The sequence below is a fragment of the Martelella mangrovi genome (genome assembly GCF_040545495.1).
GTDB lineage: Bacteria > Pseudomonadota > Alphaproteobacteria > Rhizobiales > Rhizobiaceae > Martelella > Martelella mangrovi.
The window spans coordinates 226,102-249,892 of the sequence record NZ_JBEPLY010000001.1; the positions used below are offsets into that span (position 1 = coordinate 226,102).

Annotated in this window: 20 protein-coding genes; 12 read left to right on the top strand and 8 right to left on the bottom strand. The window is 60.8% G+C overall.

Features of this window, described 5'->3' with window-relative positions:
* Positions 1–230 precede the first annotated feature (230 nt).
* The 4 genes from ABID12_RS01115 to ABID12_RS01130 are packed head-to-tail and all read right to left on the bottom strand — an operon-like array spanning position 231 to position 5,010.
* A complete protein-coding gene (locus ABID12_RS01115; protein WP_354432756.1) occupies positions 231–1,709 on the bottom strand; it encodes an FGGY family carbohydrate kinase in 1,479 nt (492 codons plus the stop codon).
* A complete protein-coding gene (locus ABID12_RS01120; RefSeq protein ID WP_354432757.1) occupies positions 1,706–2,671 on the bottom strand; it encodes a transketolase family protein in 966 nt (321 codons plus the stop codon). Before ABID12_RS01120 ends, ABID12_RS01115 begins: the two co-directional genes overlap by 4 nt.
* Positions 2,655–3,533, bottom strand: coding sequence for a transketolase (locus tag ABID12_RS01125; RefSeq protein ID WP_354432758.1), 879 nt, complete (start codon positions 3,531–3,533; stop codon positions 2,655–2,657). Before ABID12_RS01125 ends, ABID12_RS01120 begins: the two co-directional genes overlap by 17 nt.
* A gap of 10 nt (positions 3,534–3,543) precedes the next feature.
* On the bottom strand, positions 3,544–5,010 hold the full coding sequence (locus ABID12_RS01130; RefSeq protein ID WP_354432759.1) for an L-fucose/L-arabinose isomerase family protein: 1,467 nt from the start codon (positions 5,008–5,010) through the stop codon (positions 3,544–3,546).
* Positions 5,011–5,248: 238 nt separating this feature from the next.
* On the opposite strand from ABID12_RS01130, the gene ABID12_RS01135 reads away from it, so the two are divergent.
* From ABID12_RS01135 to ABID12_RS01160, 6 genes are all read left to right on the top strand, one after another.
* Positions 5,249–6,073, top strand: a complete 825-nt coding sequence (locus ABID12_RS01135) for a DeoR/GlpR family DNA-binding transcription regulator (protein ID WP_319518275.1) — start codon at positions 5,249–5,251, stop codon at positions 6,071–6,073.
* A gap of 221 nt (positions 6,074–6,294) precedes the next feature.
* Positions 6,295–7,548 carry an ABC transporter substrate-binding protein gene (locus ABID12_RS01140; protein ID WP_435528135.1) on the top strand — a complete coding sequence of 418 codons (1,254 nt, stop codon included), beginning with the start codon at positions 6,295–6,297 and terminating at the stop codon, positions 7,546–7,548.
* A gap of 96 nt (positions 7,549–7,644) precedes the next feature.
* Positions 7,645–8,544, top strand: a complete 900-nt coding sequence (locus tag ABID12_RS01145; protein ID WP_354432760.1) for a carbohydrate ABC transporter permease — start codon at positions 7,645–7,647, stop codon at positions 8,542–8,544.
* 11 nt (positions 8,545–8,555) lie between these two features.
* Positions 8,556–9,431: a carbohydrate ABC transporter permease gene (locus tag ABID12_RS01150; RefSeq protein WP_354432950.1), complete on the top strand. Its 876-nt coding sequence runs from the start codon at positions 8,556–8,558 to the stop codon at positions 9,429–9,431.
* Positions 9,432–9,471: 40 nt separating this feature from the next.
* On the top strand, positions 9,472–11,007 hold the full coding sequence (locus ABID12_RS01155) for a DUF5060 domain-containing protein (RefSeq protein ID WP_354432761.1): 1,536 nt from the start codon (positions 9,472–9,474) through the stop codon (positions 11,005–11,007).
* 15 nt (positions 11,008–11,022) lie between these two features.
* The gene (locus tag ABID12_RS01160) at positions 11,023–12,126 is read left to right on the top strand and encodes an ABC transporter ATP-binding protein (RefSeq protein ID WP_354432762.1); all 1,104 of its coding nucleotides are present in this window, start codon (positions 11,023–11,025) and stop codon (positions 12,124–12,126) included.
* Between the two features lie 41 nt (positions 12,127–12,167).
* Here the strand turns inward: ABID12_RS01160 and ABID12_RS01165 are convergent, their stop codons facing one another.
* Positions 12,168–12,845, bottom strand: a complete 678-nt coding sequence (locus ABID12_RS01165; RefSeq protein ID WP_354432763.1) for a GntR family transcriptional regulator — start codon at positions 12,843–12,845, stop codon at positions 12,168–12,170.
* 460 nt (positions 12,846–13,305) lie between these two features.
* Here ABID12_RS01165 and ABID12_RS01170 point away from each other — a divergent pair, with 460 nt between their 5' ends.
* From ABID12_RS01170 to ABID12_RS01190, 5 genes are all read left to right on the top strand, one after another.
* On the top strand, positions 13,306–14,904 hold the full coding sequence (locus ABID12_RS01170; RefSeq protein ID WP_354432764.1) for an ABC transporter substrate-binding protein: 1,599 nt from the start codon (positions 13,306–13,308) through the stop codon (positions 14,902–14,904).
* 20 nt (positions 14,905–14,924) lie between these two features.
* Positions 14,925–15,881, top strand: a complete 957-nt coding sequence (locus ABID12_RS01175) for an ABC transporter permease (RefSeq protein ID WP_354432765.1) — start codon at positions 14,925–14,927, stop codon at positions 15,879–15,881.
* 10 nt (positions 15,882–15,891) lie between these two features.
* The gene (locus ABID12_RS01180) at positions 15,892–16,722 is read left to right on the top strand and encodes an ABC transporter permease (RefSeq protein WP_319518269.1); all 831 of its coding nucleotides are present in this window, start codon (positions 15,892–15,894) and stop codon (positions 16,720–16,722) included.
* On the top strand, positions 16,719–18,350 hold the full coding sequence (locus ABID12_RS01185; protein ID WP_354432766.1) for an ABC transporter ATP-binding protein: 1,632 nt from the start codon (positions 16,719–16,721) through the stop codon (positions 18,348–18,350). The genes ABID12_RS01180 and ABID12_RS01185 overlap by 4 nt, the downstream gene beginning before the upstream one ends.
* Before the next feature lie 86 nt (positions 18,351–18,436).
* Positions 18,437–19,858 carry an amidase gene (locus ABID12_RS01190; protein ID WP_354432767.1) on the top strand — a complete coding sequence of 474 codons (1,422 nt, stop codon included), beginning with the start codon at positions 18,437–18,439 and terminating at the stop codon, positions 19,856–19,858.
* A gap of 92 nt (positions 19,859–19,950) precedes the next feature.
* Here ABID12_RS01190 and ABID12_RS01195 read toward each other — a convergent pair whose 3' ends face one another.
* Genes ABID12_RS01195 through ABID12_RS01205 form a run of 3 tightly spaced genes read right to left on the bottom strand, consistent with a single transcriptional unit; the run spans position 19,951 to position 22,501 of the window.
* Entirely contained in the window at positions 19,951–20,886 is a 936-nt protein-coding gene (locus tag ABID12_RS01195; RefSeq protein WP_354432768.1) for an ornithine cyclodeaminase family protein, read from the bottom strand.
* Positions 20,887–20,917: 31 nt separating this feature from the next.
* Positions 20,918–21,262, bottom strand: coding sequence for a RidA family protein (locus ABID12_RS01200; RefSeq protein ID WP_354432769.1), 345 nt, complete (start codon positions 21,260–21,262; stop codon positions 20,918–20,920).
* A 45-nt stretch (positions 21,263–21,307) separates the two neighbouring features.
* A complete protein-coding gene (locus ABID12_RS01205) occupies positions 21,308–22,501 on the bottom strand; it encodes a M20 aminoacylase family protein (RefSeq protein WP_354432770.1) in 1,194 nt (397 codons plus the stop codon).
* 218 nt (positions 22,502–22,719) lie between these two features.
* Here ABID12_RS01205 and ocd point away from each other — a divergent pair, with 218 nt between their 5' ends.
* The gene (ocd, locus tag ABID12_RS01210) at positions 22,720–23,787 is read left to right on the top strand and encodes an ornithine cyclodeaminase (RefSeq protein ID WP_354432771.1); all 1,068 of its coding nucleotides are present in this window, start codon (positions 22,720–22,722) and stop codon (positions 23,785–23,787) included.
* Positions 23,788–23,791 lie beyond the last annotated feature (4 nt).

The window sequence follows — 23,791 nt, forward strand, 5'->3', positions numbered from 1 at the left end:
AACGAGAGGAAGAAATTCATGAAGATTTACGCCTCGTTCCCCCGAATTCCTGTGTACGGGTTCATCGGAGAGCGGACGCCGTTCGGCAAGGTCGCCCGGTGTCGCTGATGTGACCTCCTCACAGGGCCGGACCGGCAAGCCAGCCAGCCAAACGCATCGCGCGTATTGGCAAGCCAGCCAGCCGGTCCGGGTTTCTTTTCCCGATCTGTGTTCCGGTCAAACGAAGAGCTTCAGGGCCGGTTTCGGGCCCTTGTCACGGCATCGCGCCAGTTGCGGCGTCTTTCGCTGCGGTCGCAATCCCGCCCGTTCGGTGCGAATGAACGTGTATTCTCGCGGACAAAACCGCGGGCATCCTCGTCGTCAAACATGCCGTCCGCAACGCCGGCCATGAGACCGGCGCCGTAGCCGCTTAATGCATGAATGGCCGGAACATGAACCGGGGCATTGAGAAGGTCGGCCTGGGTCTGCATCAGAAATGGATTTGCAGCCGCGCCGCCATCGGCAAGCAGGCCGGAAATGGCGACATCGAGATCGGCAGCCATGGCGTCTGCAACATCGCAAACCTGCATGGCGATGGCTTCCAGCGTGGCGCGGGCAATGTGGGCGGGTTTCGTCGAAAGGGAAAGGCCGGTAAGGGTTCCCCGCGCTTCGGCGTCCCAGTGCGGCGCACCAAGGCCGGCCAGCGCCGGCACGAACACGACGCCATCCGTGTCGGCCACTGTTTGGGCCAGCGATGAAAGCGCGGCAGGGTCGGCCAGACCCAGCATGGTGCTTGCAAAGGCCGCTGCCTGCCCGGAAACCGTGATGTTGCCCTCAAGCGCGTAGAGCGTTTCGCCACCGCGCTTCCAGGCAATTGTCGTCGATAGACCGTTTTGTGAATGCAGCGGCGCCTCGGTCAGTGTCATCAATGAGGTGCCCGTGCCATAGGTGGCCTTGATCACACCCGGCCCGCGGGCGCCGTGGCCGAAGAGGGCGGCGTGACTGTCACCGATCATCACCCGGATCGGAATCCCTGTCGGCAGCGCCAGTCCTGTCGCGGTTTGACCGAAAGTGCCGTCGCTGTCGACGACCTCGGCAAGCAGGGAGGTCGGAACGTCGAACAAGGTGCAGAGATCTTCGCTCCACCGATTGGCGGCAATATCGAAGAGCTGGGTTCTCGACGCATTCGATGCATCGGTCCTGAAGCTTTCACCGCCGGTCAGCCGATAAAGAAGGTATGTGTCGATCGTCCCGGCACAGAGCCTGCCTTCATTGGCGGCCTGTCGCGCGTCGTCAACATTGTCGAGCAGCCAGCCGATTTTTGCCGCCGGAAACAGCGGGTCGAGGTTGAGGCCGGTTTTTTGCCGCACCAGCCGTTCTGTCTCGTCGCTGCGCAGCGGGCCGAGGCGTTCTTCCGAGCGCCTGCACTGCCAGATGATGCAGGGGCCGACGGGGTCGCCGGTCTGCCGGTCCCACAGGAGGACCGATTCTCGCTGGTTGGAAATGCCGATTGCGGCAATGCTGACATCGCCTGCCATGCTCAGACAGGCGGTGATGGCCGCCTCGACGCTCTTCCAGATTGCCTCGCCGGTTGTTTCCGCCCAACCCGGTCTGGGATAGACAACCTCAAGAGCGGCCGACCCCGTCGCGACAATTGCGCCTTTCCCGTCGATCAGGAGAACCTTTGTGTTGGTCGTCCCCTGATCGATGGCGAGGATATGCCCCGTCATGTGTCGTTCCCGGCTTCAAGCACGCCACGAACAGAGGCGGCGATGCCATCGGCAGTCAGGTTGAAATGCGAATACAGAAACGAGATCGAGCCCGTCGGCGCAAATTCCGGGAAGCCCATGATTTTCAGGCGTGCCGGGCAGTGCTCGGCCATGACTTCCGCCACGGCTCCGCCCAGTCCGCCACGAACCGAACCTTCCTCGACGGTGACGACGGCGCCTGTTCCGGCCGCTGAAACGATAGTCTCGATATCGAGCGGCGCGATCGACGACATATTGATGACGCGGGCATCGATGCCTTGTCCGGCCAGTTTGGCCGCGGCTTCCAGCGCCCGGTGCACCATCACGCCATTGGCGATGATGGCCGCATCATTGCCCGGCTTCAGCGTTTCGGCGACGCCGAGCCTGAACTGCGCGCCTTCCGGCCGCGCAATTGCCGGCACGGGAAAGCGGCTGATCCTGAGATAGACGGGGCCATCAACGCTGGCCGCCAGCCTGACGGCTTCGCTCGTTTCCCAGGGGTCGGAGGGTACGATGATCCTGAGGTTCGGCAGCGCGCGCAGCCAGGCCATGTCCTCGATAGAATGATGGGTCGGGCCGAGTTCGCCGTAAGCGACGCCGGAAGACTGGCCGACCAGCTTCACATTGGTATTGGTATAGCAGACATCCGCCTTGATCTGTTCAAGCGCGCGGGCCGTCAAAAAGCAGCCGGCGGCGCTGACGAAGGGAATTCTGCCGCCGTTTGCAAGACCGGCGCCGACGCCGACCATGTTCTGCTCGGCGATGCCGACATTGACCAGCCGCTCGGGCCAGCGCTTCTGAAAGCCGCCGAGCTTGGACGAGCCGACACTGTCATTGACCACCGTGACGATGGAGGTGTTGTCCTCGGCCAGCGCTTCCAGCGTCGAGGCGAACGCAACGCGGCAGTCAAACAGCTTTTCTTCCTTTTCAGCCAGCGCGCTCATCGCTCAATTCTCCTATTGCCTGGTCATATTGTGTGCGGTTCAGGACACCGTGGTGCCAGTGCACCTCATTTTCCATGAAGGAGACGCCCTTGCCCTTGATCGTGTGGGCAATGATGCAGCGGGGCTTGCCTTCCGAAGCGGCGGTGAGGTGCCCGAAAAGCGCACCATGATCGTGGCCGTCACATTCCCGCACGTCCCAGCCGAAGGCGCGCCACTTGTCGCCCAGCGGCTCGAGCGTATTGGTGTCTTCCACCCTTGCTCCCTGCTGCAGCCGGTTGCGGTCGATGATCAGCGTCAGATTGTCCAGCTTGCGATGACCGGCCAGCATGCCGGCTTCCCAGTTGCTGCCTTCCTGCTGCTCGCCATCGCCGGTGACGACGAACACGCGACGATCGGAACCGTCGAGCTTGGCGGCGATCGCCATGCCGGCGGCAACCGGCATGCCGTGGCCAAGCGGCCCGGTATTGGTTTCCACGCCCGGCAGATAATTGCGGTTCGGGTGACCATTGAGGCGCGAGAGCGGGCCCATATAGGTGGAAAGTTCCGAATGCGGAAAATAACCGGCTTCGGCAAGCGTTGCGTAGAACGCGCCGGTGCAGTGGCCCTTGCTCATGACGAAGCGGTCGCGTTCCGGCGCATTCGGCTCGGCCGGATCGTAGCGCAGGACGCCGAAGAACAGCGTCGCCAGAATATCGGTGACCGACATATCGCCGCCGGGATGGCCGATCTGGGCCTCGAAGACCATGGACAGCGCACTGCGCCGGATGTGTGTGGCCTTTTCCCGAAGGAAGGCAATGATTTCATCCGGATCGGATGACAGGCCGGCCCTTGTCGTGCCGGCAGGCAGGGTAACGGTATTCATTCGTCTGGCCTCACTGGAAAATATTGGGTTGCGGACAGAGCGCTTCGGCCTCGCCGCCATGCCGGTAGAGCGGCCATTTCAGATAGCGCGTGATGGCTTCCTCCACGACATCGCCGTGATGGCCGCGGACCATGGCGACGTGGTGCTCGAAGCCGTTGCGCACGATAAAGCGCATCAGCGAGCGCAGTTTCTGCACCGAGGTGACGGCGATGCCGCCATCCATCGGGAAGGGATCGTCGGTAAAATCACCCTCGCCGGTATAGGCTTTCAGCGTGCCGGCGGTGTCGTCGGACGACAGCCGGAAATAGGTCATCGGGCCGGCCTTGACCTTGCCCTTGACGGCGCCGAAGCATTTTTCCTTGCCGATCACCGTGCCGAGAACGTCGAGTTCTGAGATTTCCGGCTCCGCACCGATGAAGCTGCGGGGGAAATTGCCGCAATGCGTGCACACGCATTTGTCCGCCTCGCGGGCATAATTGTTGTTCCAGTCGAGAATGGCGGCCGGCGCGCCGGAGGCGAGCGAGAGCGCATACATGGAAATCGCGCCCATCACATCCACCTCGCAGGCGCTCGGCATCAGCTTTTCACTCAGCATCGACATCGACACACATGTGGCGCAGCCGAAATTGTCCTGAAGCGAGCGCCAGCACTGGATGGCGCTGGCGTCGCATTCGTTTTCCGCAATCCAGCGGTCGACGGTGACGCCCCATTTGGCCTGGCGGACAAGCTTTTCGCGGCCGATATGCGCCGGGATATGGCCATATTGGGCAATCGCCTCGACCTTGGCTGCAACCTCGCTGTCGGCATCGGCCAGCTTTCCGGCGCGGTCGATCAGTTCGGAAAGATCGACCGTCACGACCGTGACACCGCTTTTCTGCAGCAGTTTTTCCGAATAGCGCATCGTCTGGAATGAGCCGGTGCGCGCGCCGATGGAGCCGATACGGGCGTTTTTAAGCCCGCGTACGGTGCGACAGATGCGGGAAAACCGCTCCAGATCCGCGCCGAATTCGTCGCCATCGACATCCGACGTATGTGTGGTCGTGTCGGTGAAATCGATGCCGTACTGATAGAAATTGTTCGAAACCGAGATCTTGCCGCAAAACGCATCGCGGCGGGAATGGACATCGACCTTGTCGACTTCGTCATTGGACGCCTGCAGCAGCACCGGCACTTCGAGCCCGGCGCCGGCCACGGTTTCGGCGATTGCGATCTCGTCGCCGAAATTCGGCAGCAGCACGACAAGACCGTCGATCTCGTCACGGTGTTCCTTCAGAAAACGCGCGCACAGTGCGGCATCCTCGCGGGACTGGACTGCGCCGTTTTCCGTTGCATCGAACGGTAATATGCGGTGGTCGATATCGTATTTCGAAAGCTGCTCGATAACCTGACGGCGGCTTTCAACGGCGGGCGCGCCATTGAAAAACTGACGACTGCCCACGATAAGTCCGAATGTGATTTTCTTCTCGAAATGATGCACTGAGCCTCCTCCCGGCAACGCCACATCGCGAATTATTTTCGAATTCTATCGAATATTTGTGTTTTTAATCATTTTGTCAATCGCAGATTTCTGTTTTTCTTTGATGGCGGTGCAGTTCTAAGGTATGGATTGCCTAGATTGCGGGAGTGTGAAGCATAGTTGCAACCGCCCGGCGCGCGCGTGATTTGTTCTTGATCGTGGCTGCCTCGCGGGCTTGTCTATGCGGAAGGAATGGCTGATGGCACAAAGAAAATCCGGAAAAAATGTGGATGCGGCAACGGGCAACGGCGACAGGAAAGCACTGCTTGCCGAGCCGCGCCGGCTCAAGATCATGGAATGGCTGCAGGAGGAAGGCAGTGCGCGCGTGCGCGACCTTTCGGTTGCTTTCGAAGTCTCCGAGGCCACCGTCCGCCAGGACCTCGAACGGCTGGAAAACGAGGGGCATATCGTCCGGGAGCATGGCGGTGCCTATCTGAAGACCATGCCGCAGCAGGTGCAGACCCTTTCGCTTCAGCATCACGATCACATGGTCGAGAAAGCCGCAATCGGCCGGGTTGCCGCCGGGCTGGTGAAAGACGGTGAGACGGTTATTCTGGATGCCGGGTCGACAACCACGGCCACGGCCGAAAACCTGTTGAAACACAAGGACCTGACGGTCATCACCAATGCGCTGAACATCGCGCTGATGCTCGGCAGCGTGCCGGGCTTTACCGTTCATATGCCGGGCGGACAGTTCAAGGCGCCGACCCTTTCGCTCAGCGGCGACAAGTCGGTCGAATACTTCCGCGACATCTTTGCCAACAGGCTGTTTCTGGCAACGGCGGGGGTCGGTATCGAGACGGGACTGACCTATCCGAGCTTTGCCGATCTTCAGCTCAAGGAAGCGATGATACGGGCTGCCTCACGGGTCTATCTTGTCGCTGATTCCTCCAAGATCAACCGCGCCTCTTTCACCCGCCTGGGCGCGCTGGACATGATCCATTCGTTTGTGACCGATGCCGGCATCAGCGACAAGGATGCGCAGGCGCTGGAGCGCCACGGCATCGAAATCATCATCGCCTGATCCATTCATTTTCGTCTGTTTTGCCTGCGTAAACCCGCGGCGCGTTGTCGCGGCGGGTGTTCGCGTCGATTCCCGTGTCCGCTTTTCAGAGCGCCTCGGCAGTATCATGACCGCAAAAATCAAAAAAAATAATAGGAAAACAAAAAAATATTGACAGTTATCGAAAGTTCGCCATGATAATCGTCATTAATCGAAAATAGTTGAAGCCTTGGGAGGAGAACATGGCGAAACTGTCTATTCGTGCGGCGCTGATGGCCGGCGCGGCTGTTGCGGGTCTGGGGACAGGTGCAGCGCAGGCGCAGGAGGAGAAACTGACGATCTGGACGATCGCCTACACGTCCGATGCGCAGGTGCAGGCGCTTATGAACGCCGCGACGGGCTTTGAGGAGACCCATCCGGGCGTGGATGTCGAGATTGTCCAGCGCGGCATCGATGAGCACAAGACCGCGCTCAGGGTGGCCGCGGGCGCTTCCACCGGCCCCGACATCTATATGAGCTGGGCCGGGCTTGGTCTCGGCGGTGAATATGTTGCGGCCGGTCTCAGTGCCGATATTTCGAAATATTACGAACAGTATGGCTGGGCCGACCGCCTGTCTGCGCCGTCTCTGGCCTTTGCCAGCCAGTTCGGCGAGGGCATGCACGGCATTCCTTTCCGCTTTTCCGGCGAGGCGATCTACTACAACAAGACGCTCTTTGAGGAAGCGGGCATCGAAAGCGAGCCGCAGACCTATGACGAGCTTGTCGCTGCCGCCCAGAAGCTGGCGGATGCCGGCATCCCGGCCTTCACCTTCGGCGGAACGGTCAACTGGCACCTGATGCGCCTCATGGACAACCTGCTGGAAACCGAATGTGGCGCCGAAACGCATGACGCGCTGATGGCCATGGAGCTCAACTGGGCGGAAACGGCCTGTGCGACCGACGCATTTTCGGAAATGCAGATGTGGGCACAGAATTACATCCTGTCTCCCTTCATGGGCATCGATCAGGCGCAGTCCTTCAACCTCTACGTCGCCGGACGCGCCGCCATGATGCTCGAAGGCGACTGGCTGGTGAACCAGTTGAATGAAGTCACCGATATTGCCGATTACGACGTGTTCCCGTTCCCGACCGGGACCGACCGTCTCTACGGCTTTGCCGAATATTTCTACATTTCGACCAAGACCGACGACCCAGATCTGGCGGCGGAGTTCTTCGACTTCTTCACCTCCGATGACTATCAGGAACAGGTCAAGGGCACGTTCGGCGCCATATCGGTGAACATGAATGTCGACCTCGACGCCGATGCGCTGCCGATCGAACAACAGTGGTACGACATTTTCGCCAATGCCAAAGGCACGTTCGTGAATGGCGACCAGGCGTTTCCGCTGGATGTCACCACCGAATATTTCCGCGTCATCAACGATGTGGCGTCGGGCAATATGGAGCCCTCAGAGGCTGCCGGAGAAATGCAGACCTTCATCAACAATCGCGGCTGATGTCCTCCTGTCGCAGTTGACAGCCGGCCGGGCCGAAAAGGTTCGGCCGGTCTGCCCCGTGCCGGTGAAACAATGCCGCTTTGAGGATGTGGAAACATGAACCTGAAGAATACGCTGCACGATCCGCGCTATCAGGCGTTCGTCCTGTTGGGGCCCGCGCTGATCATCTATGCGGTTTTTGCAATCTACCCGATGATCGACGTGATCATCCTGAGCTTCCAGCGCTGGAACGGGCTGGACCCGAATCGGGAATGGGTGGGGCTCGCCAATTACCGGCACATCTTCACCCGCGATCCGGTGTTCTGGGTGGCCTTCCGCAATACGGTGATCTGGACCGTTCTCTCGGTCATCTTTCCGCCGATGATCGGCCTGTTGCTGGCGCTCGGGCTCAACCAGAAGATTTTTGCCCGCGGCAGCCTGCGTGCGCTTTATTATCTGCCCGTCATCATCGCGCCGATTGCGGTCGCCACCATGTGGCGCTGGATGTACGACCCCTTCTTCGGCCTGTTCAACCAGCTTTTGACCGCGTGGGGCATGCGGGGCCTGATACAGGACTGGCTGGGCGACCGCGATATCGCGCTCTATTCCGTTTTCGTTGCCTATGTCTGGCAGTCCGTCGGTTTTTCCATGGTGCTGTTTCTCGCCGGCCTTCAGGGCGTTTCGAAATCGCTCGTCGAGGCGGCGCTGATCGATGGCGCCAGCCGCTGGCAGGTGTTTCGCTTCGTCACCCTGCCCGCACTTCAGGCGACGATGACGATCGTGCTGGTTCTGTCGCTGATCAATTCGCTCAAGGCCTTCGACATCATTTACGGCATGACCGGTGGCGGACCGGCGCAATCGACGCAGATGCTGGCATTGTGGGCGTTTACCCAGGCCATGCAGATTTTCGACTTCGGCCGGGGCGGTGCGATCTCGGTGGTCCTTCTGGTGATCACCATGGTGATTGTCGTGCCCTACATGAACTGGTCGCGCAAGCGTGAGGAGGCGGCGCAATGACGGCAGAAACGATGGTCGCCGACCGCAAGGACGATGTTTCGAAAGCCGTGGCGATGAAGCCGGCCCGCGATCCTGTTCTGATCGCGCTGTGGATCTGTCTGGTTGCCGTTGCCGTGATCTGGGTGGCGCCGTTCGTCTTCATTGTTTTCACATCGCTGAAAACGTCCAAGGATGTGATGATGACGGGGGCATTCAGCTTTCCCTCGTCTCTGGAGTTCGCAAATTATAACAATGCCTGGGGGCGGGGAAATTTCGCGACCACATTCTTCAACAGTGTGATCATCTCGGTCATCAAGGTGCCGCTCGGCATCTTCTTTTCGGCCATGGCGGCCTATGCGATTTCGCGCATCGAGGTCGGGTTCAACAAGTTTCTGCTGATGCTTGTCCTGTTCGGCACCATGATCCCGTTTCAGGTCATGCTGGCGCCGCTGTTCACGCTGGTGAACCGGCTTGGCCTTGTCGATACCTATGCCGGCGTGATCCTGCCCTATATCGCCTTCGGCGTGCCCTATCAGGTGTTCATCCTGCATGGGTTTTTCAAATCCGTGCCGAAGGAGCTGAGCGAGGCCGCGCGCATCGACGGGGCATCGCATTTCACCATCTTCCGGCGCATCTTCCTGCCGATTTCGATCCCGGCATTGTCGGCGCTGTTCATTCTCGATTTCGTCAACACATGGAACGAGTTCGCCATGGCGCTCGTGCTGTTGCAGGACCAGGGCATGTGGACGCTGCCGCTCGGACTGATGAGCTTTCAGGGACAGTTTTCCAGCGACTACGGCCAGCTCAATGCGGCCATCGTCATGACCGTCCTGCCGGCCACCATCGTCTATCTGATTTTCCAGCGCTATTTCGTCTCCGGACTGACATCCGGTGCGGTGAAGGGGTGAGGCTTCGCCGGCGCGCAACATGCAAGAATTGAGGAGTAACATGCAGTTTCCATCCAGCGTATCGAAGTGGTCCGTGTTCGAAGTCAGCCTTGAAGGCACCGAAACGGGCAATCCCTATCTCGATGTCGAATTGTCCGGCCGTTTCAGTCAGGCAAACCGCGTGGTGACGGTCCCCGGCTTTTATGACGGCGGCGGTGTCTACAAGCTGCGGTTCATGCCGGACAACGAGGGTGAATGGCAGTTCGAGACGGCATCGTCGGATGCAGCGCTTGACGGCAAGCAGGGGGCCTTCTCGGTCGGCCCGGCAGACGCCGGCAATCACGGTCCCGTGCGGGTTGCCCATCGCCACCATTTTGCCCATGAGGACGGCACGCCGTATTTCCCGCTCGGCACCACCTGCTATGCCTGGACGCACCAGCCGCTGGAAGAGCAGGCGAAAACGCTTGAGACCCTTGCGCAGACGAAGTTCAACAAGATGCGCATGTGCGTCTTCCCGAAAGACTATCCCTATAACCACAACGAGCCGCTCTATGATGTCTATCTGCCGCTGGCAGACGGCGAGGGTCAGGATTTCGACCGGCCGAATTTCGAAGCCTTCCGGCATTTCGAAAATCAGGTGAAGGCGCTCGGCGATATGGGCATCGTCGCCGATATCATCATCTTCCACCCCTATGACCGCTGGGGCTATTGCATGATGAGCGAGGCGCAGGATTTCCGTTACCTGAAATACCTCGTCGCCCGGCTTGCGGCCTATCACAATGTCTGGTGGTCGCTCGCCAACGAGTATGACTTTCTCATCGACGTCAAGCCGATGCAGCGCTGGGACCGGTTCTTCCATATCATCGAGGAAAACGACCCCTACCGGCACCCGAAGTCGATCCATAATGGCGATCCCGATGCCAATTACGATCACCGCAAGCCGTGGGTCGATCATGTCTGCATCCAGAACTGGGACGTGAAGCGCACGGCCGACTGGCGCGCGGATTTCGGCAAGCCGGTGGTTAATGACGAGCCGGAATATGAGGGCAATCTGGTCCAGAGCTGGGGCAGCATCACCGCGGAAGAACTGGTGCACCGGTTCTGGATTACCGTGATGCGCGGCGGTTATGCCGGCCATGGGGAAACCTATGTCCAGCCCGACGACCGTCTCTGGTGGGCAAAGGGCGGCGTGCTGCATGGCGAGAGCTTCAAGCGCATCGGCTTCCTTCTCGACATCATCAGCGAAGATGTGACCACCGGCCTGACGCCGCTTGGCCCGACCCCGCTCGGCTTTCCCTGGAACCGTGTTTCCGGCGCCGGCGACGAGAATGTCACCTACATCTATTTCGGCGAACACCAGCCGGTGATCTGGTCGTCGGGCTTTCCGCTGGAAGACGGCGATTACGAGATCGACATTATCGATACCTGGAACATGACGGTGACGCCGGCGAAGAAGGTGCCCGCACCCATCCCGCATCCGACCCGCCATGGCTCGGTGGTGCGCGGCGGCGTGGCCGATGCCGCCTTCGGCGTGGAACTGCCCGGAAAACCCTATCTCGCCGTCCGCGTCAGACCGCGCGGCAAGAAAACCGCTTAACAGGGAGCGCAGCTTATGGCTTCAGTTGAAATCAGGGACGTTCGCAAATCCTATGGCGCCGTGGATGTTATCCACGGTGTCTCGGTCGACATCGCGCATGGCGAATTCGTCATCCTCGTCGGGCCGTCCGGCTGCGGCAAGTCCACGCTTTTGCGGATGATCGCCGGTCTGGAAACGATTACCGGCGGCGAGATCGCCATTGAAGACAGGGTGGTCAACAACCTCCAGCCCAAGGCCCGCGATATTGCCATGGTGTTCCAGAACTATGCGCTCTATCCGCAGATGACGGTCGCCCAGAATATGGGCTTCTCGCTGGAGTTGCAGGGCGCGAAGAAAGACGAGATCAGGACCAAGGTCGGCGAGGCGGCTGCCATTCTCGGGCTGGAACCTCTGCTGGAACGCAAACCAGCCCAGCTTTCCGGCGGCCAGCGCCAGCGTGTCGCCATGGGCCGCGCCATTGTGCGGGACCCGAAGGTGTTCCTGTTCGATGAGCCGCTTTCCAATCTCGATGCCAAGCTCAGGGTGCAGATGCGCTCCGAAATCAAGGCGCTGCACCAGCGTCTCGGCTCCACCATCGTCTATGTCACCCACGACCAGATCGAGGCGATGACGATGGCCGACAAGATCGTGGTGCTGCAGGGCGGCTATATCGAGCAGGTCGGCGCACCGCTGGAGTTATACGACAATCCGCGCAACATGTTCGTGGCGGGCTTTCTCGGTTCGCCGGCGATGAACTTCATCCACGGCACGATTGCCGAAGATGGCGGCCCGGCGCTTCGCCTGCCGTCCGGCCTGCGCATCCCGCTGAGCCGGGTGCCCGCAGGCTGGCAGGGCCGCGACGTCGTTCTCGGCATCCGGCCGGAAGACATTGCGCTCGGCGGTCCCGACGACGTCAGCGCCGAAGTCGAACTGATCGAGCCGACCGGCTCGGAAACCCATCTGAATGCCGGCCTCGACGGCAAGGAACTCGTCTGCGTGTTCCGCGAGCGTGTCGACCACAATCCGGGCGAACAGATACGGCTGTCCTTTGCGACGGATTCCGTGCATTTCTTCGATCCCGAAACGGAGCTGCGGATTACGGAGGGTGTCCATCAGGCACCAGAGATGAACGGCGCCTGAGATAAACCTCAAGGGGCATGTGCCGCTAGCTGGTGAAGGCGCTAACCGGTGGTCTGGCGTGGCTCTTCGAAACGCGGCGCCACGTCGCGGCTCCAGTAGGCGGCATCGTCGTGGAGAACCGTTCGAGCCTTTTCGTAGTCGCCCGCCACCATTGCACTCCAGAACTTTCGCTGGGTGTCGATAATGCGATGCATGCGCTCCACCGTATGTTCAGGGTGAAGCAGGGCGGACACGATAAAAAAGTGGCGATGCAGGGACTGGATCTGGCCTGCAAGGAAACGGTTGTTCAGGTGGGCGGACATCCGTGTTCGGAACGCAAGCAGGCTGTTTGCAAATTCGAGCTTTCCGCTGGTGTCGATCGTGTCGATGTCGGCCAGGATTTCGGCGTAAAGCGCTGTATCGCTGTGTGTCCTGAAATCTTCAATCATGGCCTGGTCCAGCCATTGCTTGGCCTCATAGAGGTCGCTGATTTCCTTGGGCGTGTAGTCGGTGACGTAAAATCCCTGCCGGGGCCTGCTGATCAGGACGCCCAGTCCCTCAAGTTCGCGGGCGGCCTCGCGCACCGGTCCGCGGCTGACCCCGAAACTCTCTGCCAGATGCACCTCGTTCAGCCGTTGTCCGGGTTTCAGGATCCCGGCTGCGATCAACTGCATCAGTTCTTCGCCGATCCGCTCGGACAGTCTGACGGATGAGATTTGTATATTTTTTATCAATGTCATTTTCCTGCTGTCCCTAGCTTGCGCTGACACGCGTGTTCACGTCAATGCAATGACCAAAAATTGGCTTTCAGTCAACTGTTGACAGTTTTATGAGCCACTCATATAGTTTTCAAAAAAAAGAGTTCGAACGCCTGGTTCGGACGCTGTGTGTGGAATTGGTGCTCTCCTTGTTCCGGTTGCATCCTGTCTCCGCAAAAGCCTGCCATGCAACTGCAAATGGCGGGTCGGTTTTGTGGGAAAGGTCATGCCTGCCCAAGGCCCAGAACCATGTCCCGATTGCGCAGGTCATGACCGGGGGAACATGCACAATCGGTAATGCACATTTCCGAAATGGCGCGGAATTTCGGCATCCGTCCCCATGACGAAAGTGCAAGGAAGGCACGCGCGCTTCGGCAACCTGCCTCAAGCCTGTCCTGCAACATGACCAGAAGCAGCAGGTGACAACATGGAGACACACACGATGAAAAGACGTGATTTCAATACCATGCTTCTGTCAGGGCTGGCTGCGGCCGGCGCGGCGTCCGTGATCAATCCCTGGGGCGACGGGATGGCTTATGCGCAGACCGAAAGCGGCGGGCTGACGGCGCTCCTGACGCCGGAACCGCCGCTTATTGTCCTGCCGCTCAACCAGCAACAATCAACCCTCGTCGTCGGCACAAAGATCTATGAAGGACTGCTGAGTTTCGATTTTGACCTTAACCCGCTGCCGCAACTGGCCGAAAGCTGGGATATCTCGGATGACGGCCTGATCTATACTTTCCATCTGCAAAAAGGCGTAACCTGGCATGACGGCGTGCCGTTTACCGCGGCCGATGTGGTGTTTTCCTGCCAGGTGATGCTGATGGAGCTTCACCCGCGCGCCCGTGGCAATTTCGAGCGTTGCGAAACCATCACGGCGCTTGACGATCATACGGTCGAATTCGTTCTGAAAGAGCCGTTCTCGCCGTTTCTCAAGGCCTTTGAATGCGGCTCCGCCCCGATTTGCCCGAAGCATATCTACGATGGCACCGATTACGCCAACAACCCGCATAATGACCGCCCGATCGGCACGGGACCGTTCCAGTTTTCCGAATGGGTTCGCGGATCGCATATTCACCTGGTCGCCAATCCGGATTACTACGTTGAAGGCCAGCCCGGCCTGAGCGAGATTTATTTCCGGATTGTGCCCGACGCTACCTCACGGTCGGTGGCCATGGAAACGGGAGAAGCCCAGCTTTCCTCCTGGAACGATGTGGAGATGTTCGATGTCGAGCGTCTGGCCAGCCTTCCGCATCTGACGAAAACCACCAAGGGTTATGAATTCTTCTCGCCGCTGGTGTGGTATGAGCCCAATTTGCGCAGGGAGCCGCTCAACGATGTGCGCTTCCGCAAGGCGATGATGCACCTGCTTGACCGGTCTTTCATCGTTGATCGGATCATGTTCGGACAAGCGCGCCCCGCCCGGGGGCCTCTGAGTTCGACCACGCCGTTTTACGAGCCGGATCTGCCGGAATACGCTGTCGACGTGGCGCAGGCAAATACGCTTCTCGACGAGATGGGGCTGGAGCCGGACGGCAGCGGAGTGCGCGTCACGATCGATTTTCTGGTGGCGCCCGCAGGCGAGATGTGGATCCGGCTGGCCGAATATTTCCGTCAGGCGCTGTCGGCCGGCGGCATTAACGTCAATCTGGTTTCGACGGACATGGCCGGCTGGGGCCAGTCGGTGGCGAACTGGGATTACGACATAACCGCCAACCTGCTCTTCCAGAATGCCGATCCGGCGCTGGGTGTGGCGCGCAGCTATATCAGCAGCAACATCCGCAAGGGCGTGCTGTTTACCAACACGGAGGGGTATGACAACCCCGAGGTGGACCGTCTTTTCGCCGAGGCCGCCGTTGCGGTGGACCCGGCAAGGCGACAGGAGCTGTATTCAGACGTTCAGCGGATTCTTGTCGACGAGCTTCCCGTTCTTTGGATGGCCGAACAACGCTATCCGACCATCTATGACAACCGGCTGACCGATCTGGTCGTGACCGGCACGGGCGTTAACGGCAATTTCGCTGCGGCGCGCTATATCTGATGCCTGTTTTGATGCGCCTTATGGCAAAACTGGCGGGGATCGCGTTTGCGATCCTCGTCATAGCCACCATCAATTTCACTCTGGTGCATTCGGCGCCCGGAGACCCGGCATTGGTCATTGCCGGACAGTCCGGCGCAACGGATGCCGAATTCATTGACAATATCCGTCGGGATTACGGGCTCGATCAGCCATGGTTCGTGCAATATGCGAACTATATCAAAAAGGTCGTCACTCTCGATCTGGGCTACTCGATCCGGCAGAGGGCCGATGTCAGTACTCTGATCATGGAGCGGTTGGGGCCGACCCTGCTGTTGACGATTTCGGCTTTCCTGCTGTCGCTGATCGGTGGCGTTGTCTTTGGCGCATTCGCCGGGTTGCGACAGGGCAGTTGGCGGGATCTGGCAATCTCGCTTGTGGCGCTGATCCTCTATGCCACGCCGGTGTTCTGGCTGGGGCTGATGCTGGTTCTGGTGTTCTCGATCAATCTCGGATGGCTTCCGGCTTTCGGATATGTCGACATCCGTGCGGCGGGTTTCGGCCCCTGGCACTATGCGCTGGATGTTGCGCGCCATCTCGTCCTGCCCGCGGTGACACTCTCGGCAATCTACATGGCGGTCTATACCCGTCTCATGCGCGCCTCGCTGATCGAGGTCAGTCATGAAGACCATGTGAAAACCGCCCGCGCCAAGGGGTTGAGCGAAGGCCGTATCCTGCGCGGCCACATGCTGCGCAATGCCGCCGGGCCGGTGGTGACCTTTGCCGGACTTCAGGCCGGGGCTCTCATTGGCGGGGCCGTGGTTGTGGAAACGGTTTTTTCCTGGCCCGGGCTGGGGCGGCTGACGTTCGATTCCGTAACAGCGCGCGACTATCCGGTCCTTCTGGGGCTGTTCCTCGTGATGTCGGTTCTCGTGATCGTGATCAACCTTTTGACCGACCTGATTCACCGTCTGGTCGATCCGCGCATCGGGGCACGATAGGAGGCACGCCATGTCAGACGTTTTCAAAACCTTTCTGCGGCGGCCGGCAGGCGCCGTCGGACTTCTGCTCCTGACCCTGGTTATATTGATGGCTGTGTTCGCATCGGTCCTTTATCCGGGCTCGCCCTGGGACATGTCGAGCATCCCCTTCAGCCGCCCCGGCGAAAACGGCATGCTGATGGGCAGCGATACCATGGGCCGCAACATTGCGGCGGGCGTGGTTCACGGCGCGCGTATCTCGATGGTGATCGGCGTGGCCTCGACCCTGACGGCCCTCCTGATTGGCGTGACGCTCGGCTGCGTTGCCGGTTATGCCGGCGGTTTCGTGGACGCGGCCATCGTGCGCTTCACCGAGGTTTTCCAGACCATTCCGAATTTCGTTCTGGCGATCCTGCTGGTGGCCATCCTCACCCCGTCGATCGGGACCATCATCCTGGCTATCGGTCTGGTCAGCTGGCCGCCGCTGGCGCGGTTGACCCGGGCGCAGGTGCAAGCCGTCTCGCAGCGTGAGTTCGTTCAGGCCGCGCGCTGTCAGGGCCAGTCGACCCTGTCGGTGGTTGTCCGTCATGTGCTGCCCAATGCGGTGTCTCCGATCATCGTGCTGGGCGCGATGACGGTTGCCGCGGCCATCCTGATCGAGGCCGCGCTGTCGTTCATGGGGTTGGGTGATCCCAACTACATGAGCTGGGGCTACATGATCGGCGCCGGCCGCACCGTCATCCGGCAGGCCTGGTGGATGAGCGTGTTTCCCGGACTGGCCATCCTGATCACGGTCATTGCGATCAATCTGGTCGGCGAAGCCCTGAATGACGCCCTGAACCCGAGGATTTCACGCGCATGACACATCCGCTTCTGACGATTGAGGACCTGGTCCTGGCCTTGCCGGAAAGCGCCGATCGCGCCAACGCGGTGGACGGGATCAGCCTGGAGATCAATGCCAACGAGATCGTATGCCTGGTCGGGGAAAGCGGCTCGGGCAAATCGATGACGGCGCATGCCATCCTGGGCCTGCTGCCGCCAAAGCTGACGGCAAACAGCGGCCATATCCGGTTTCACGGCGACGATCTGCTGCGCCTGCCGGAAAAGCGGATGCGCGGTCTGCGCGGCGGCGAGATCGCGATGATCTTTCAGGAGCCGATGACCGCGCTCAATCCGCTGGCGCAGGTGGGCAAACAGGTGGCCGAGACCATCCGCACCCATGATCCTTCGCTGCCGGCAAAAGCGGTTTCCAGGCGGGTGCAGGAACTGTTCGAACAGGTCGGATTGCCGGATCCGAAATCGCTGGCACGGGCCTATCCGTTCCAGCTTTCCGGCGGTCAGCGCCAACGCGTGATGATTGCCATTGCCCTGTCCAACAATCCGAAACTGCTGATCGCCGATGAGCCGACAACGGCGCTGGATGTGACCACGCAACGGCAGATCCTCGATCTGATCAAGTCGTTGCAGGCCGAACGGGGCATGGGCGTTCTGTTCATTACCCATGATATCGGCGTGGTCGCGGATATTGCCGACCGGGTGGCCGTATTGCGGCACGGACGCATCGTGGAACAGGGCGCGGCCGATCAGGTTCTCCATGCCCCGCGCGAGGACTATACCCGGATGCTGCTTGCCGCCGTGCCGGGGCGCGGCTCGGCAATGGCTGCCGCGTCGCATGCGCCGCCGCTGCTGGATATTCGCGGCTTGCAAAAAAACTTTTCCACCGGGACCGGTTTCCTGTCATCCCGGCGCCGGGTCATGGCTGCGAAGTCTATCGATCTGCAGCTTGCGCGCGGCGACACGCTGGCGGTCGTTGGCGAGAGCGGTTCGGGCAAATCGACACTGGCGCGGATGGTTCTGCGGCTGATCGAACCCGATGCGGGCGAAATCCTGTTCGATGGCGTCGACGTGCGTGCCATGCGCCGGGAGGCGTTGCGCCAGTTCCGGCGCAAGGTCCAGATCGTGTTTCAGGACCCCTATGCCTCACTCGATCCCCGGCTCAAGGTCGGGGAGAGCATCCTGCGCGGGCCGGCGTCTTTCGGAACCCCGCGCGAAGAGGCGCGGGCCATTGCCGAGAAATGGCTGGTGCGGGTTGGACTGGGTGCGGGGGCGCTGGATCGTTTCCCGCATGAATTTTCCGGCGGTCAGCGGCAGCGTATCTGCATTGCCCGCGCGCTGGCGCTCGATCCGACCTTCCTGATTGCCGATGAAGCGGTCTCCGCGCTGGACGTTTCGGTGCAGGCCCAGGTGCTGGACCTGCTGTCGGAACTGAAGGCCGAGATGAGCCTGACCATGCTGTTCATTACCCACGACCTGCGGGTCGCCCGCGAAATTGCCGACCATATCGTCGTGATGCAGCGCGGCGAGATCGTGGAAAAGGCCAGCGCGACGGAGGTATTCGCAAACCCGAAATCGGACTACACGCGCCGTCTGCTCGAAGCCGTGCCCGGCCGCGACTTTTTTGCCGACACCGAGACGGAACCGGTTGGGTGAGCGCAACGACCGAAATATCTGCGCGGCCTGTTTCCTGTCGAGCGGGCCGGCAGCCTTCTTTGAAACCCTCTACAAAAGGTTAGACAATGAGCGACGATCTCTGGCGCTGGAGCGCAGCTGATCTTGCCCGTGGCATTGCCGCAGGGCACTTCACCAGCGTTGAGGCCACCACGAGCGCGCTGGCGCGCATGGATGCGGTCAACCAGCCTCTCAATGCGGTTGTGGACCCGCTGCATGACGATGCAATGGCCGCAGCGCAAGCGGCGGATGAAACCCTGCGCCGGACCGGTCCGCTCGGCCCGCTGCACGGCGTTCCGGTGACGGCCAAGATCAATGCAGATTACGGCGGGCGGGCGACCACCAACGGCGTGGTTGCCTATCGGGACCTGATCGCGCCCGAAGATGGCTCGGTGGTGCGCAATCTGAAAGCGTCCGGCGCCGTTATCATCGGCCGCACCAATACGCCGTGTTATTCGATGCGCGGCTTTACCAGCAACGATCTGCATGGCCAGACGCTCAACCCGCACAATCCGGCGATCACCGCAGGCGGATCGTCGGGCGGGGCAGGGGCCGCCACGGCCGCCGGTATCGGCGCGATGGGCCATGGCAACGATATCGGCGGATCGGTCCGCCACCCGGCGAACTGCAACGGCCTCTACGGATTGCGGCCCACAGCGGGCATGGCGCCGGCCTTCAATCCCAGCCAGGCCGCCGAACGGTTCATCGTCTCGCAGATGGCAGCGGTTCAGGGACCGCTGGCGCGCTCCATGGAGGATATCCGGGTTGCAATGCAGGCGCTATCGGCCCCGGACCCCCGCGATATCTGGCAAATACCCGCCGGCGACGAATATCGCGTGCCCGAACATGCGCCCTGCCGGGTCGCCATCCATGCCGAGACCGACGAAAGCGTTGTTGATCCGGAGGTTTCCGCTGCCATTCGCCACGCCGGTGAAATTCTCTCGGATGCCGGCTATGATGTTGTCGAGGTCGCGCCGCCTTCGCTGTGGGAGGCGATGGAATTCTGGCTGCTGCTGCTGGGCAACGAGATGCGCGCCGGGCTGGGCCTGCTGATGGAAGAGCATGGCGACTGGAAGATGAAACAGGCCTATCGGGTGTTGACGGACGGTATTCCCGAAATCTCCGATCGCGATGGCTTTCTCAAGGCCTATGCGCGCCGGTCGGCGTTGTTGCGGCAATGGCAGCTGTTCTTCGAGGAATATCCGCTTGTGGTGACGGCTGTGACCTGGACCAGACCCATGCCGGCCGAACACGACGTGTCCGAAGGGCTGGATTACGACTGGTTCCGTCGTGCGACCGCGCCGATGAGCGGGACGCCCACGCTGGGTCTGCCGGGACTGGCTGCGCCGGTGAACACCGTGCCTGGACGTCCCATGGGGGTTCAGCTTCTGGCCGGGCGGCATCAGGATCATCGCCTGCTGCAGGCCGGCATTGTTCTGGAACGCGCCATCGGGCAGATTCTGCCGGTTGACCCGGTCTTGCCCGCCTGAACCGGCAAATCCCGTCGCGGTTGAGCGGCGGCGGGATCGACGAAGGTTCAACTGGGCTTTTCGCTGTGAGAGAAGTGGAAGTGGCAGCGCTTTCAGCCGGCAGCGACTGCGCCCGCCACATAAATCGCGATCATGGTATCGAGATGAGCGCCGCCGCCATTCTTGTACAGGGTAATCTCGCTATCGGTTTCACGTCCGGCCTTGCCTGAAACCAGCGCGTAGAGATCGCCACGCACGCTGTCTTCTGAAATGATGCCGCTGGCGATGGGGATCGCGAGTTCCCCGATATGTCCGATCGTGCTGTCGCGGCTGTCCACGAACAGCCGGGCCCGCGCGATCAGATCGTCGTCGGCCTCACGCATATCGGCCTTGAAAGCGCCGATCAGATCGACATGGGTGCCGGGTCGCACCCACTCTCCCCGCAAAATGGGAGTGCGGGCCATGGTTGCCGTCGAAACGATCTCGGCCGCGCCGACAGCGGCGGGCAGATCGGCAACAGCACAGACGTCGTAGCCGCTGGCGCGCATTTCGGCGCACATGTCGTTTGCCTGCTCCGGCCGCCGGGTCCAGACCGAAATCGTCTCCAGCCCCGGAAATGCAGCGCTGTAGGCCTTGACCAGATTGCGGGCCAGTGTGCCGCCCCCGACAATCAGCAGGTGCCGGCTGTCGGGCCGGGCCAGAATCCGGGCTCCCAGAACGGAGTCTCCGGCGGTTTTCAGTTCGGTGATGATCCGGGCGTCGATTATGGCAGTGAGGGTTCCGTGGACCGGTTCGAACACCATCATGGCCCCCTGTACCGTATCGAACCCCGCCTCTGGATTCTGGTCGAATACGGTGACGGCTTTCACGCCGTAGCCGAGCCCCTCGATAAAGGCGGCCCGGGTCAAAAGGGTGCGGTCGGAAGGACCCTGAAACAGGTCGCCCAGCTTTGCCTTCGGCCGCGTATGCCCGTCACGCAAGGCTTCAATCGCTTCATGCCAGGAGACATGAGGGCGTGCGTCTTCGTAGGAAATGACGGTTTGCGTCATAAGGCGGGCCTTCCGTCCTGTCTTGCACCGGTCAGGCGATAGCGGCGACAATCATGAACTCGATACGATATTCCGGCGTGGCAAGCCTGGCCTCGCCGCAGGCGCGTGCCGGCGGGTTCTGCGGGTCGATCCATGCGTCCCAGACCGCATTCAGCGCGTCGAAATCGTCCATGTCGGCCAACCAGATGGTTGCCGACAGGATCCGGGACTTGTCCGAGCCGGCCTGGGCCAGCAGCCGTTCGACTTCGGCCAGGGCATTCCGGCTTTGTTCTGATACATCCGCACCGGCTCCGACCTGGCCGGCGAGGTGTATGGTTCCGTTGTGGACAACAGCCTGGCTCATGCGCGGGCCGGGTGCGATACGGGTGATGGTCATGAAGGTCCTTTCATTTGTCTTTGGTCTTGATTGCAATGAACCGTATCAGCTTGCCGGGGGAAGACCGCGGTTGACCAGTTCGACCCAGAAGGCAATGCCGTGACCCAATGCTCTGTCATCGAAGTCATAGGCGGGATTGTGCAGCGGCGCGCTGTCGCCATTGCCGATAAAGATATAGGCCCCGGGCACCGCACGCAGGAAAAAGCCGAAATCCTCCGAAGCCATTGCCGGTTTGAGATCCAGATGCACGTTTTCGGGCCCGGCGACCGCCCTCATGGCGTCTATCGCCAGATTGGTTTCGGCCGGGTGGTTTACGGTTGGCGGATAGGGTTCGCTCGGTGGGCGTTCGACCGTCACGGTGCAGCCCTGCGCCTCGGCAGTCGCGGTGCAGATACGCTGGAGTTCGCTGAAGATCCGGGCCGACACGGTTTCGGAAAAACAGCGAAAATTGCAGCGCATGGTGACGGTGTCGGGAATGACGTTCCAGGCTTCGCCGCCGTGAATGGAGGTGATCGAGACAACGGCCTGATCGAACGGGCTGATGCTGCGGGATACGATCGTCTGCGCTGCCGTGACGATGGCGGCGGCACACACCACCGGATCGCGTGCAAGCTCGGGCTTGGCAGCATGACCGCCTTCACCTTTCACCGTAATCAGCGCGCCGTCGGCCGAGGCCATGACCGGGCCATGGATGGCGGCGAAATGTCCAACGGGCAGGTCCGGCCAATTGTGCAGTGCATAGGCGCCCTTGACGGGCCAGCGTTTCAGCACGCCTTCCCGGATCATGACGTTCGCGCCGCCTTCTCCCTCTTCGGCAGGCTGGAAGCAGAAGATCAGCGTACCGCTGAAATTACGGGTCTGCGCCAGATGGCAGGCGGCGCCGAGCAGCATCGCGGTGTGTCCGTCATGTCCGCAGGCATGCATGACCCCTTCGGTCTGTGAGGCATAGGGCGCGCCTGTTGCCTCTGTGATCGGCAGCGCATCCATATCGGCGCGCAGGAGAACCCGCGCATCGGCTTTTTCCGCCGGTCCGTCCTGACCGTGCAGAACGCCAATCACACCGGTTTTGGCAATGCCTTCGATCACTTCGTCGAAGCCGAATTTCTGAAGCTGACGGGCGACGATCTCCGCAGTGTGCGGCAGATCGAACATTAGTTCGGGCTGACGATGCAGTGCACGACGCAGAGCCACGAAATCGGGAAGGATCGATGCGATGGAAGACGCAGTCTCTGTGGGCATGGTGTCCTCTGGTCTCAGTCGAGGTTCGGGGCGCAACGGACAGCCGGATAAACGCGACATTGCCGGATGCGGTCGGGAGGGCTGGTCGATTGAACGGTCCGGTTGTCGCCCGTAACCGGCTGGATCATGGCACCGTGAAGCGACATGTGTCAACTGTTGACAGTTTTTGAATTGCGTTCTATGCCCGTTTCTATACAATTATCGCAGGGAGTTCCGTCATGACGCAGGGCCAGCCAGGACCCTTCAGCATCGTTCCGTTCGTCAGCGTTGACGACATGATGAAGCTGACACTCGACATCGGGGTCGAGCAGATGCTGTACGATCTGGCGCAATGGATCGAACAGGACTTCCGGCGCTGGGAACAGTTCGAGAAAACGCCCCGCGTGGCCGCCCATTCCGACGAAGGGGTGATCGAGCTCATGCCCATTTCGGACGGCGAGGCCTACGGCTTCAAATATGTCAACGGCCACCCCAAGAACACCCGCAGCGGGCGCCAGACGGTCACCGCCTTCGGGGTCTTGTCTGATGTCGAGAACGGCTATCCTGTTCTTCTGACCGAGATGACCCTGCTGACGGCTTTGCGCACAGCAGCGACATCGGCAATGGTCGCGCGTCATCTGATGCCCGAGGGCGCCAGCACCATGGCGATGATCGGCAATGGCGCACAGTCGGAATTCCAGTGTCTTGCCTTCAGGGCTGTGTGCGGCATCAAGCGCGTGCAGCTTTTCGACATCGACCCGGCGGCGACGGCAAAGGCGGTGCGCAATCTTGAGGCGCAAGGGCTCGATGTAGTCGGCTGCGCGTCGTCGCAGGAGGCCGTTGAGGGGGCTCAGATCATCACAACCTGCACCGCCGACAAGCAATATGCCACGATCCTGACCGATAACATGGTCGGCAACGGGGTACACATCAACGCCATTGGCGGTGATTGCCCGGGAAAGACGGAATTGCACCGCGATATCCTGACCCGGTCCGAGATTTTTGTCGAATACCCGCCGCAGACCCGGGTCGAGGGTGAGATCCAGCAGCTGGACGCCGATCATCCGGTTACCGAGATGTGGAAGGTGATCACCGGGCAGGCTCCCGGCCGGACCTCGTCACGTCAGGTTACCCTGTTCGACAGCGTCGGTTTCGCCACCGAAGATTTCAGCGCCCTGCGCTATGTCCATGCCCAACTGAAAACGTATCCTTATTACCAGAACCTCGATCTGCTCGCGGACCCGGACGATCCCCGTGACCTGTTTGGCATGCTGATGCGCAAGCAGGCACAGTCAGGGATGTCCTAGGGAC